The following is a 12,013-nucleotide window of genomic DNA, read 5'->3' on the forward strand; positions in this document are numbered from 1 at the left end:
CTCCGTAAAGCGGACCCCTCTTCCACAGGAAGAGGGGTCGGTGCGGGTTACTTCAACAGCCACTCGTTGAACTTCTCGCCGAGCGACTCGCCGTAGTCGGCCCAGAACTCCGAGCCGGCCTGGATGCCCTTGTCCAGGTGGGCGGTGGGCAGGTGCGGCGTGGCGCTCTGGTCGGCCAGCGGCATGGACGACTTGCGGGTCGGGCCGTAGGCCACGTCCGGCATGCCGGCCAGCGGCTTGGAACCGGTGGCGTACTTGATGAACTCCATCGCCAGGTCCTTCTTCGGCGAGCCCTTGACGATGGCCCAGGCGTCGAGGTCGTAGACGTGGCCGTCCCAGACGATCTCGAACGGCTTGTTCTCGCGCACGATGGAGTCGTAAAACCGCCCGTTGGCCGACTGCACCAGCACCGCGCCGCCGTCGTTGAGCAGCTGCGGCGCCTGCGACCAGGAGTCGAACCAGACGATGTCGTTCTTGATGCTGGCCAGCTTGTCGAAGGCGCGTTGCTGGCCTTCCGGGGTGGCCAGCACTTCGTAGACCTCTTCCGGGGCCACGCCGTCGGCCAGCAGCGCCCACTCCATGTTCACCTGCGGGCGCTTGCGCATGGCGCGCTTGCCGGGAATCTTGGCGGTGTCGAAGAAGTCCTCGATGCTCGCCGCCTTGGTCGCGCCTATGGTGTTCTGGTTGTAGGCGAACACCACCGACCAGACGATATTGCCCACCGCGCACTCGCTGGCCAGGGCCTCGGGGATGAAGTCCTGGGCGGCCGCGGTGCCGTCGATGCCCGGCGGCAGGGTGCTGTGGTCGAGGCTTTCCAGCAGGCCTTCGGAACAGGCGCGCTCGAGGTCGATCACCTCGAAGTCGACCACGTCCCACTGGATATTGCCGGACTCGACCTGGGCCTTGATCTCGGCCACGCCGCCGGAATAGTCCTCGAACAGCACCTTGACCCCGCTGTCCTTCTGGTAGGGATCGATCACGTGTTTCTGCTGCGCTGCGCCGTAGGCGCCGCCCCAGGAGACCACGGTGAGGCTGTCCTGGGCGCTGGCGCCGCCCGCCGCGAGCCCCAGGGCCGCCAACAGGGCGAAGGTGGAAAAGCTGGTAGTCAGTGATCTAGCCATTGCTGTGCTCCATTTGCTTCTACTAGTTGTGGGGTCAGGACGTCGTCGGCACTGCGGGGCGATCCAGGGCCTGGCTGTCTTCCGGCAGCCAGGCCAGGTCGACCTCTTCCTGGGCGCTGAGCCTGGGGGCTGAACTGTCGTTCAGGTTCTTCACCACCAGCTCGCTGCCGCTGGCGGTCTCGAAGTGGTAGCGGATGTACTCGCCGACGTAGTGGCGGGTGACGAAGCGCGCCTTGACCTGGTTGCCGGCGCCGCCCAGGCGGTCGGTGAAGTTGAGCTTCTCCGGGCGTACCGACACCGTGGTCGGCTGGCCGACCTCGGTGCAGTTGGCCTTGAGCGTGCTGACCAGGCCGCCGTCGGCCAGGCGCACCTCGACGCGTTCCTCGCCGACGCTTTCGATCACCCCGGCCAGCTTGTTGCTCTCGCCGATGAAGTCGGCGACGAACAGGTTGGCCGGGCGCTCGTAGAGCACGTGGGGCGGCGCGCACTGCTGCACCACGCCGTTGTTGAACACGGCGATGCGGTCGCTCATGGTCAGCGCTTCGGTCTGGTCGTGGGTGACGTAGATCACGGTGAAGCCGAGCTGCTCGTGCAGGCGCTTGATCTCGAACTGCATCTGCTCGCGCAGCTTCTTGTCCAGGGCGCCGAGCGGCTCGTCCATCAGCACGATGTCCGGGGCGAAGATCAGCGCGCGGGCCAGGGCCACGCGCTGGCGCTGGCCGCCGGAGAGCTGGCCGGGGTAGCGGCCGCCGAAGGCCTGCAGCTCGACCAGGGCGAGGTAGTCCTCGACCTTGGCGCGGATCTCGTCCTTGGCCAGCTTGCGGATCTTCAGCGGGTAGGCGAGGTTCTCGCGGATGGTCATGTGCGGGAACAGCGCGTACTGCTGAAAGACCATGCCGATGTTGCGGTCGTAGGGGGCGATGCTGGTGACATTGCGGCCGTTGATCAGGATCTCGCCGCTGGTCACGTCCTCGAAGCCGGCGAGCATCATCAGGCAGGTGGTCTTGCCCGAACCGGAGGGGCCGAGCAGGGTGATGAACTCGCCCTTGGCCACGTTGAGGTTGAAGTCCTTGACCACCAGCGTCTTGTGGTCGTAGGTCTTCTTCACATTGGTGAATCGCAGGAACGCGTCGTTCCCAGCCTGCGCAGCCATAGTCCTCCCCATTGCCCATCAAGACAGGCTCGGCTTGTGGCCTCGCCCGTACTGCTTGAGTCGATTCGTCCCTGTCGTGTGGTCCGATCGTTATGTAAATAACCAAAAGCAATAAGCACGCCAGCCGACGAACGGTTGGCCGGCGGCGCTCTGCTCCGCAGGTTAAAGCCTAGTCCAGCCTGGGCGGGATGCGAGGACGGTGTGGGGGGAGGTAACAGCGAGCGGGGCGGGCGGCACCTGCCGACACGCACTCGGCAGGTGCACGTCGCTCGAGCGTTGGGCGGCGGGGCGCTGATCGGTACGACGCGTGATCGCGTGATGGGCGATGCGGCGCACCCGCTTGGCCCGCCGCGCCGCCTGTGTGGCCCGGTAGGTTGGCGCTGAGCGCGTAGCCCGGATGCAATCCGGGGCGCGCGGTGCCGGACAGCCCCGGATTGCATCCGGGCTACGCCTTTCTCAGCTATTGGGCAGCAGGCGCACGGTCAGGCTCTTGATATAGCGGGTCTCGGCGATCGCCGGGTGCACCGGGTGATCCGGGCCCTGGGCGCCGCGTTCGAGCAGCTGGATATTGCGGTCCAGGTGGCGGGCGCTGGTCAGCAGGATGTTCTGCAGGTCGTCCTCGGGCAGGTGCATGGAGCAGCTGGCGCTGACCAGGATGCCGTCCTTGGAGAGCAGGCGCATGGCGGTTTCGTTGAGGCGGCGGTAGGCGGCCTCGCCGTTTTTCAGGTCCTTCTTGCGCTTGATGAAGGCGGGCGGGTCGGCGATCACCACATCGAAGCGCTCCTCGGCGCTCTTCAGCTCGCGCAGGGCGGCGAAGGCGTCGCCCTCCACGCACGTTACCTTCTCACCGACGCCATTGAGCGCGGCGTTGCGCTCGACGCCGTCGAGGGCGAAGGCCGAGGCGTCGACGCAGAACACCTCGCTGGCGCCGAAGGCCGCGGCCTGCACGCCCCAGCCGCCGATATAGCTGAACAGGTCGAGCACCCGCTTGCCCTTGACGTAGGGCGCCAGGCGCGCGCGGTTCATGCGGTGGTCGTAGAACCAGCCGGTCTTCTGCCCTGCGATCACCGGTGCCTCGAATTTCACCCCGTTCTCTTCCAGGGCGACCCATTCCGGCACCTGGCCATGGGCGGTTTCCACGTAGCGCTGCAGGCCCTCGGCGTCGCGCGCGCTGGAGTCGTTCTTGAACAGCACGCCGCTGGGCTTGCACACCTGGATCAGCGCGGCGAGCACCTCGTCCTTGTGCGCTTCCATGGTGGCCGAGGCCAGCTGCACGACGAGGATGTCGAAGAAGCGGTCGACCACCAGCCCCGGCAGCAGGTCGGAGTCGCCATACACCAGGCGGTAGCAGGGCTGGTCGAACAGGCACTCGCGCAGGCTCAGGGCGACGTTGAGCCGGTGCACCAGCAGGGACTTGTCCAGCCGGTGCTTGACGTCGCGCGACAGCAGGCGGGCGCAGATCAGGTTGTTCGGGCTCATGGCGACCACGCCTAGCGGTTTGCCGCCGGCGGCTTCGAGCACGGCCTGGTCGCCGGCGGCAAAGCCGTGCAGCGGGGTGGCGGCGACGTCGATCTCGTTGCTGTAGACCCACAGGTGGCCGGCGCGCAGGCGTCGATCGGCGTTGGCTTTCAGGCGCAGGCTGGGCAGGGACATGGGCGGGCTCCGGGGAAAAAGAGCGGGATTATAGCGGCTCGCGCGGGCGCCCGGCAGTTGCAAAAGTCGGCTGCGGGGGACCCGGTGCTTTGGCTAAACTGTGGCGCATTTCTCACCTGGCACCTGCGTCCCATGGCCTACGAACTTACCGCCGAACAGATCCAGCAAGCCCTCCAGGGCATTAGCGTGCCGCCGCAGCCGCAGATCATGGTGGACCTGCAGATGGAGCAGGTCATGCCCAACCCGGATCTGAAGAGCATCGCCAAGCTGATCAGCCAGGACCCCGGGCTGTCCGGCGCGCTGCTGAAGATCGTCAACTCGCCGCACTTCGGCCTGGCCAACCGCATCGCCTCGATCCAGCAGGCGGTCAACCTGCTCGGCTGCCACACGGTGATCAACCTGATCAACGCGCAGTCGATCAAGGGCGAGCTGACCGACGAGGCGATCCTGGTGCTCAACCGTTTCTGGGACACCGCCCAGGACGTGGCCATGACCTGCCTGACCCTGGCCAAGCGCCTCGGCTACCACTCGCCGGACGAGGCCTACACCCTGGGGCTGTTCCACAACTGCGGCATCCCGCTGATGATCAAGCGCTTCCCCAGCTACATGACGGTGCTGGAGGAGGCCTACGCCAGCGCCAGCGACGAGCGCCGCGTGGTCGACACCGAGAACCGCCTGCTCAACACCAACCATGCGGTGGTCGGCTACTTCACCGCACGCTCCTGGCGCCTGCCCGAAGCGCTGTGCGAGGTGATCGCCAACCACCACAACGCGCTGTCGATCTTCGCCGACGAAACCGGCCGCGACGCGCCGCTGAAGACCCTGCTGGCGATCCTCAAGATGGCCGAGCACATCTGCGAGAGCCACCGGGTGCTCGGCGCCCAGCCGGAGGACCTGGAGTGGCGGCATATCGAGCAGCCGATCCTGGAGTACATGGGACTGTCCGCCTACGACTTCGAGAACCTGCGCGAAAGCATTCGCGACCTGGCGGTGCTGTAGCGGCCTACCGTTGTACGCGCCGCTCCTGCTAAGGTGGCGCTCCGCCGTTTTCCCAGCCGTACTGCCATGCCCGAATTGCCCGAAGTCGAAACCACCTGCCGCGGTATCGCCCCCTACCTGATCGGTGAGCGCGTCAGCCGCGTGATAGTGCGCGAGCGCCGCTTGCGTTGGCCTATCCCCGAGGATCTGGACGTGCGCCTGTCCGGCCAGCGCATCGAATGCGTCGAGCGCCGCGCCAAGTACCTGCTGATCAAGGCCGAAAGCGGCAGCCTGATCGGCCACCTGGGCATGTCCGGCAGCTTGCGCCTGGTCGAGTGCGGCCTGCCGGCGGCCAAGCACGAGCACGTCGACATCGAGCTGGAGTCCGGCCTGGCCCTGCGCTACACCGATCCGCGGCGTTTCGGCGCCCTGCTGTGGAGCGAGGACCCGCTGCATCACGAGTTGCTCAGCAAGCTCGGCCCGGAACCGCTGGGCGCGGACTTCGACGGCGAGCGCCTGTTCCAGCTGTCGCGCGGGCGCAGCATGGCGGTCAAGCCGTTCATCATGGACAACGCCGTGGTGGTCGGGGTCGGCAATATCTACGCCAGCGAGGCGCTGTTCGCCGCCGGCATCGACCCGCGCCGCGCGGCCGGCTCGATCTCGCGGGCGCGCTACCTGAAACTGGCGGAGGCGATCAAGCGCATCCTCGCCCATGCCATCGAGCGCGGCGGCACCACCTTGCGCGACTTCGTCGGCGGCGATGGCCAGCCCGGCTACTTCCAGCAGGAGCTGTTCGTCTACGGTCGCGGCGGCGAATTCTGCAAGCTGTGTGGCAGCACCCTGCGCGAGGTCAAGCTGGGCCAGCGCGCCAGTGTCTACTGTCCCAAGTGCCAGCGCTGAAACAGACAGATCGCGAGAACAACAAGAAATACCGAGGTTGATCGATGTCCGGTAACTATTTGCCGCGCAATCCGGCCGCCGAATGGCTGGGGCGCAGCGTGCTGAAACTCATGGGGTGGCGCATCGAGGGGCAGTTGCCCCGGCTCGACAAGTTCGTCGCCATCGGCGCCCACCACACCTCCAACTGGGACTTCGTGATCTTTATCGCGCTGAAGTTCGTCCTGCGCCTGAACGCCCGCTGGTTCGGCAAGCACAGCATCTTCCGCTGGCCGTTCGGCGGCCTGATGCGCGCCTGGGGCGGCATCCCGATCCGCCGCGAACGGCAGCGCAACACCGTGGAGCAAGCGGTGCAGGCGTTTCGCGACAACCGCGAATTCATCCTGGTGCTGTCGCCCGAGGGCACGCGCAAGAAGGTCGAGCGCTGGAAGATGGGCTTCTACCATATCGCCCTGGGCGCGGGCGTGCCCATAGTGCTGGGCGCGCTGGACTACCAGAACCGCCGTGTGGTGATCGGTCCGACCTTCCAGCCCACCGGCGACGAGCAGGCCGATCTGGCGGCGATGCTGGCGTTTTTCCGCCCCTACGTGCCGAAAAAGCCGCAATACGCCTTTCATGGCGATTGACGCCCGTCACGCTGACAATTACCAATGCGCTGTTATAGTTACTGGCACTTTCCCGAATAACCTGAAGGATCGCCCCATGAAACCGTTTCGCACGACCGCTGCTGTCCTGGCGCTGACCTCTGGCCTGCTGGCACTGCCGGCGCAGGCGGAAGTGGTGCAGCAGAACGTCAGTGGCGACCCCCTGTATACCGTCGAGGCGCCCAAGGCCTTCTCCATGATCGGCGACCTGGTGATCGCCCGTCCGCTGCTGATCGGCGCCACCGCCATCGGCGTCGTGGCCTTCGTCGTCAGCCTGCCGTTCACCGCCCTGGGCGGCAACGTCGGTGAGGCGGCCGAGGCACTGGTGGTCGAGCCGGGCAAGGAAGCCTTCGTGCGCTGCCTGGGCTGCACCAGCAGCGGCTACAAGCACGACTGATTCGTTCGGTTGCATGACCGCGGCCTCTCGCTCCCTAACGGGGCGAGGGGCCGTTTGCGTTAGGGAGGGCGGGCGATGCGTTATCTGCGCTGGGTGATCCTGCTGCTGGTGGTGCTGGGCTTGGCCGCCTCGTTCTGGTTCAGCGAGGGCTGGCTGCAGCTGTGCGCCGGGCTGGCAGTGTTCCTGTTCGGCATGCAGTGCCTGGAGGAGGGGCTGCGTCAGCTGGCCGGCAGCAAGCTGGAGCAGATCCTCGGGCGCAGCACCGCGACGCCCTTCAAGAGCCTGCTGTTCGGCGTCGGCGGCACCCTGCTGCTGCAATCCAGCACTCTGGTCTCGCTGCTGACCATCGCCTTTATCAGCACCGGGCTGATCCAGCTGGCCGGCGGCATCGCCATCCTGTTCGGCGCCAACCTCGGCGCCACCAGCGGCATCTGGTTGCTGGCGCTGGCCGGGCAGAACCTCAGCCTCAGTCCCTTCGCCCTGCCGCTGCTGGTATTCGGCGTGCTGGCCGGTTTCGCCGGGCCGAAGAGCAAGGCGGCCGGGCGCATCGTGCTGGGCGTCGCCTTCATCTTTATCGGCATCGACCAGATCAAGGACGGCTTCGCCAGCTTCGGCGACGGCCTGGACATGAGCGGCTATCAGGCGAGCGGTCTGCGCGGCGCGCTGCTGTTCACCGCCATCGGCCTGGCGATCACCGTGGTGCTGCAATCGAGCCACGCCGCCCTGATGCTGACCCTGGCGGCGCTGGCCGGCGGCCAGCTGGAGCTGGGCCAGAGCCTGGCGATCGCCATCGGCTCCAATATCGGCAGCAGCGTCACCACCGCCTTCGTCGGTTCGCTGGGCGGCAACCGCAGCGGTCAGCGCCTGGCCCTGGCCCATGTGCTGTTCAACATCACCACCGGGGTGCTGGCCTTCTGTCTGCTCGGCCCGCTGACCTGGCTGGTGCGGGCCCTGGCCGAGCCCTTGGGCCTTGGCGACAACAGCCTGATCCAGCTGGCGATGTTCCACACCCTGTTCAACGCCATGGGCGTGGCTCTGTTCTGGCCGCTGCAGGGACGCCTGGCGCAGCGGCTGATCCGCTGGCTGCCGGAGCGGGCCGAGCCGCAGGTGCTGATCACCGAACTGGCGGCCGAGCCGGTCGCCGAGCCCGAGCGCACCCGCGCCCGCTACCTCAGCGAGCGCGCCCTGGATTCGGTGGACGCCGCCTCCGGCGCGGTGGTGCAGGAGCTCGGCCACCTCGGCCGGCTGAGCCTGGAGGTGATCTGTCACGCGCTCTACCTGCCGGTGGATCAGCTGGCGCGCAGCCGGGTCGACGACCAGCTGCTGCAGGCCGGGCCGGCGCACGGCGGTTTCGATGCCGAGCACCTCTACCAGTTCCATATCAAGGGGGTGTACGGCGATCTGCTGAGCTTCATGGGGCGCATGGAGCTGCCGATGGACGAGGCGCACCAGCGGTTCTGGGTCAGCTGCCAGCTGGCCGCGCTGCAACTGGTGGATGCGGTCAAGGACGCCAAGCACCTGCAGAAGAACCTCGGCCACTACCTCGACGCGCCGCCCTCGGCGGTGCGCGAGGCCTATGTGGAACTGCGCCGCCACCTGCTCGTCACCCTGCATGAGGTGCGCGAGCTGGCCCGCTCGGAGCTGCCCGAGGAGGCCTGGCAGGCGCGTTTGCGCTGGCTCGACGAGCAGGCGGCGGAGTTCGACGCGAAGTTTCGCCAGCGTCTGTTCGCCGAGGTGCGCAGCGGTCGCCTGGACGGCCTGCAGACCAGCTCGCTGATGAACGACCTGGGTTATGTCAGCCGCATCTTCCAGAGCCTGCGCAACGTGCTGATGCTCGGCGACGAGCAGGCGTTGTTTCGCGAATTGCGGCGGCTGGGCGATGAAAGCAGTGGGCCGCTGATCCTATCGCCTTGACCGACAGGCCCTGGCCCGGAGGCAATTCAGGGGGCGTCTGTCGGCAGCTCCCCGGATGGCGTCCGGGCTACACCGGCTGTCGGCGAGAATGGGGGCTTGCGGTGCGCACGGCGCACCCTAGGGCATGGCCTCGCCGATACCGCGCGGGTCGCTGGCCGCCTGCACCTCGCCGCTGACCTTGTCCCACAGCAGCACCTGCTGGTTGCCGTACTGCCGCTCCAGTGCCTTGAGCTGGTGGCCGCGGGCCTGCAGCTCGGCGATCTGCGCGGTGCTGAAGGTATCCGGTTCGTGCTCGATCACATCCGGCAGGAACTGGTGGTGGTAGCGCGCCACCGCCGGCCAGCGCGCGATGGGCTGGCCGTCCAGGTATTCGAGCATGGCCAGCAGCACCATGCTGGGGATGCGGCTGCCGCCCGGCGTGCCGAAGGCGGCGAAGGCCGCGTCGCTCTCGATAAAGCTCGGGCTCATGGACGACAGCGGCCGCTTGCCGGCGGCGATGGCGTTGGCCTGGCTGCCGGCCAGGCCGTAGGCGTTGGCGCCCTGGATATCGGCGGCGAAGTCGTCCATCTCGTCGTTGAGCAGCACGCCGGTGCCGGGCACGGTGAAGGCGGCGCCGAAGGGCAGGTTGATCGACAGGGTGGCGGCCACCGCGTTGCCCTCGGCGTCGAGCACGGCGAAGTGGGTGGTGTGGTCGCCTTCGTGCCAGGTGCCGGCCGGTGGCAGGCTGGCGCTGGGGGTGGCGCGTTCGGGGTCGATGCTGCCGGCCAGCACCGCCAGGTGGCCGGGCGAGAGCAGTCGTTCGAGCGGGTTGGCGACGAAATCCGGGTCGCCGAGCAGGCCGCGGTCGCGGTAGGCGCGGCGCAGCGCCTCGACCACATAGTGCACGCGCTGCAGCGGCTCGGCCTCGCGCCAGGGCAGCTGGCCGAGAATCGCCAGGCTCTGCGCCAGGGCCACGCCGCCGGCCGAGGGCGGCGGCGCGCTGATCAGCTCGCGACCGTCCGCCAGGGGGAAACGCAGCGGCGCGCGGCGCACGCTGCGGTACTCCCTCAGGTCGTCCAGGCTCCAGATGCCGCCGGCCTTGCGCACGCCGGCGACCAGGCGCTCGGCCAGGTGGCCGGCGTAGAACCCGGCGTGGCCCTGGGCGGCGATCGTCTGCAGGGTGGCGGCCAGCTCCGGTTGGCGCAGCCGATAGCCCTCGGCCGGCACTTCGCCGCGGTCGAGGAACAGCCGCGCGCTTTCGCTATCGTCGCGCAGCGCCGCCAGGCGCCAGGCGGCGCGCTCGCGGTAGACGCGGTCGACGGCGAAGCCCTCGTTGGCCAGGGCAATGGCCGGGGCCAGGCTGGTTTTCAGCGGCAGGCGGCCGTGGCGTTCGGCCAGCTCCACCAGCGCCGCCGGCAGCCCCGGGATGGCGGCGGCCAGGGCGCCGTTGAGCGACAGCTCGCGCTGCGCCTTGCCTTGGCGCTGGTACATATCGGCCTTGGCCTGCAGCGGCGCGCGCTCGCGGGCATCGAGAAAGTCGTAGCTCGGCCGGTCGCCGGCCGTGCGCAGGAGGAAGAAGCCGCCGCCGCCGAGCCCCGAGCCATAGGGCTCGACCACCGCCAGGGCGGCGCTAGCCGCCACAGCGGCGTCGAAAGCGTTGCCGCCGGCGTCCAGCATCTGCTGCGCGGCGGCCGTGGCGGCGGGGTGGGCGGTGGCGATGGCGGCCTGCTGCGGCGCGGCCTGGGCCAGCAGGCTGGCGGCGAGCAGCAGGGTCGAGAGCAGGAGGTGGCGCAACATGCGATCTACCGAAGGCGGCTGGGTAAAGGGCGAAGCTTAGCAGCCTTGGTTTGTCGTGCGGGTGTGGCAGGCGGCGAACCGCTCGTGCGGCGGTTCGCCCCGGGGGCGGTCAGGCCTTGCCGGTGATGATCCGGTACTTCTGCATCAGCTCGTCCTTGCTCTCGACGTTGTTCTCGTCGAGCGGGATGCAGTCCACCGGGCACACCTGCTGGCACTGCGGCTCGTCGTAGTGGCCGACGCATTCGGTGCACAGGTTGGGGTCGATCACGTAGATCTCCTCGCCCTGGGAAATCGCGCCGTTGGGGCACTCGGGTTCGCAGACGTCGCAGTTGATGCAGTCGTCGGTGATGATCAGGGACATGGAACAACTCCTGTCGAGGCGGGACGCCGCGACACTATCGGACAACGGTAGGCGAATTGTGCCGGATTGGGCGGTGGCGCGCCATGTGCTGAGCGAGAGGCGGAGTCGGTGGGCGCGGCCTTTGTGGGAGCGGCTTCAGCCGCGAGCGGCCGAGTCATTCGCGGCTGAAGCCGCTCCCACAGGGGCTGGTCAGCGCTGGCGAAAGCGCTCGTTCAGCGCAGCGGCCACGGCCGGATGGACGAACTTGGAGATGTCGCCGCCGAGGGCCGCGATCTCGCGCACCAGGGTCGAGGAGATAAAGGAGTATTTCTCCGACGGGGTGAGGAACAGGCTTTCCACGTCCGGCGCCAGCTGGCGGTTCATATTGGCCAGCTGGAATTCGTACTCGAAGTCCGACACCGCGCGCAGGCCGCGCAGGAACACGTTGGCGCCCTGTTCCTTGGCGAAGTGTGCGAGCAGGGTGGAGAACCCCACCACTTCGACGTTGGGCAGGTGCTTGGTGACCTCGCGGGCCAGCTCCACCCGTTGTTCCAGGGGGAACAGCGGGTTCTTCTTCGGGCTGGCGGCGACGGCGATGATGACGTGATCGAACAGCCGAGAGGCGCGTTCGACCAGATCGCCATGGCCCTTGGTGATGGGGTCGAAGGTGCCGGGGTATAACACTCGATTCATCGGGACGTCCTGGCGGGTCGAAAAGGAGTCGGATGGTAGCGCAGCGCTTCCCTCAGGGCCAAGCGTGACGACAGCTCAGCTGCTGCGCAGGTGCAGGACGAGTGCGGGCACCAGGCAGGCCAGGGCGATCCAGTCGGCGATCACCACTCGGCGCAAAGCCTCGTTGTAGACGGGAGCGCTCCATGCCAGCAGGAGGAAGGCGAGCACGCTGACCAGCCCGCCGATCAGGGCCAAGCCGCGTAACGCCGGGACGAACGCCGCGGCGACCAGCAGGGCGCCGAGCAGACCGAACAGCACGGCGCGGTGGCGCATGAGGATCTGCAGGTTGGGCTCGTCCAGGGCGATGCCGTACAGCGCGTTGAGGCGTTCGCCGCCCAGCACGCCGCCCAGCGGCAGCAGGTGGATGACCCCCGCCACCAGCAGCAGAAAGCCGATCAGCTTGCTCAT

At 67.9% G+C, this 12,013-nt stretch carries 12 protein-coding genes; 5 read left to right on the forward strand and 7 right to left on the reverse strand.

Going from position 1 to position 12,013, the window contains the following annotated elements; genetic code table 11:
• Window positions 1-47: 47 nt before the first annotated feature.
• The 3 genes from AC1G9C_RS01970 to AC1G9C_RS01980 form a co-directional block, all read right to left on the reverse strand.
• On the reverse strand, window positions 48-1,121 hold the full coding sequence (locus AC1G9C_RS01970) for an ABC transporter substrate-binding protein (RefSeq protein WP_397497688.1): 1,074 nt from the start codon (window positions 1,119-1,121) through the stop codon (window positions 48-50).
• 34 nt (window positions 1,122-1,155) lie between these two features.
• On the reverse strand, window positions 1,156-2,274 hold the full coding sequence (locus AC1G9C_RS01975) for an ABC transporter ATP-binding protein (protein WP_480409305.1): 1,119 nt from the start codon (window positions 2,272-2,274) through the stop codon (window positions 1,156-1,158).
• A 456-nt stretch (window positions 2,275-2,730) separates the two neighbouring features.
• Entirely contained in the window at window positions 2,731-3,927 is a 1,197-nt protein-coding gene (locus AC1G9C_RS01980; RefSeq protein ID WP_480409306.1) for a class I SAM-dependent rRNA methyltransferase, read from the reverse strand.
• Between the two features lie 186 nt (window positions 3,928-4,113).
• Here AC1G9C_RS01980 and AC1G9C_RS01985 point away from each other — a divergent pair, with 186 nt between their 5' ends.
• From AC1G9C_RS01985 to AC1G9C_RS02005, 5 genes are all read left to right on the forward strand, one after another.
• Window positions 4,114-4,926, forward strand: coding sequence for an HDOD domain-containing protein (locus AC1G9C_RS01985; protein ID WP_397497814.1), 813 nt, complete (start codon window positions 4,114-4,116; stop codon window positions 4,924-4,926).
• Between the two features lie 66 nt (window positions 4,927-4,992).
• Window positions 4,993-5,805, forward strand: a complete 813-nt coding sequence (mutM, locus tag AC1G9C_RS01990; RefSeq protein WP_397497691.1) for a bifunctional DNA-formamidopyrimidine glycosylase/DNA-(apurinic or apyrimidinic site) lyase — start codon at window positions 4,993-4,995, stop codon at window positions 5,803-5,805.
• Window positions 5,806-5,849: 44 nt separating this feature from the next.
• Window positions 5,850-6,428 carry a lysophospholipid acyltransferase family protein gene (locus tag AC1G9C_RS01995; RefSeq protein WP_021445664.1) on the forward strand — a complete coding sequence of 193 codons (579 nt, stop codon included), beginning with the start codon at window positions 5,850-5,852 and terminating at the stop codon, window positions 6,426-6,428.
• A gap of 76 nt (window positions 6,429-6,504) precedes the next feature.
• Complete coding sequence (locus AC1G9C_RS02000; RefSeq protein WP_480409307.1) at window positions 6,505-6,843, forward strand: multidrug transporter; 339 nt, start codon at window positions 6,505-6,507, stop codon at window positions 6,841-6,843.
• A gap of 75 nt (window positions 6,844-6,918) precedes the next feature.
• The gene (locus tag AC1G9C_RS02005) at window positions 6,919-8,757 is read left to right on the forward strand and encodes a Na/Pi cotransporter family protein (protein WP_480409308.1); all 1,839 of its coding nucleotides are present in this window, start codon (window positions 6,919-6,921) and stop codon (window positions 8,755-8,757) included.
• A 117-nt stretch (window positions 8,758-8,874) separates the two neighbouring features.
• Here the strand turns inward: AC1G9C_RS02005 and ggt are convergent, their stop codons facing one another.
• The 4 genes from ggt to AC1G9C_RS02025 form a co-directional block, all read right to left on the reverse strand.
• A complete protein-coding gene (ggt, locus tag AC1G9C_RS02010) occupies window positions 8,875-10,533 on the reverse strand; it encodes a gamma-glutamyltransferase (protein ID WP_397497695.1) in 1,659 nt (552 codons plus the stop codon).
• A gap of 109 nt (window positions 10,534-10,642) precedes the next feature.
• Window positions 10,643-10,894 (reverse strand): YfhL family 4Fe-4S dicluster ferredoxin, encoded by a 252-nt coding sequence (locus AC1G9C_RS02015; protein ID WP_004373873.1) that lies wholly within the window; start codon window positions 10,892-10,894, stop codon window positions 10,643-10,645.
• A gap of 189 nt (window positions 10,895-11,083) precedes the next feature.
• The gene (coaD, locus tag AC1G9C_RS02020; RefSeq protein WP_122109651.1) at window positions 11,084-11,566 is read right to left on the reverse strand and encodes a pantetheine-phosphate adenylyltransferase; all 483 of its coding nucleotides are present in this window, start codon (window positions 11,564-11,566) and stop codon (window positions 11,084-11,086) included.
• Window positions 11,567-11,641: 75 nt separating this feature from the next.
• Entirely contained in the window at window positions 11,642-12,013 is a 372-nt protein-coding gene (locus tag AC1G9C_RS02025; RefSeq protein WP_480409309.1) for a phosphopantetheine adenylyltransferase, read from the reverse strand.

Source organism: Pseudomonas sp. ABa2 (assembly GCF_056676075.1).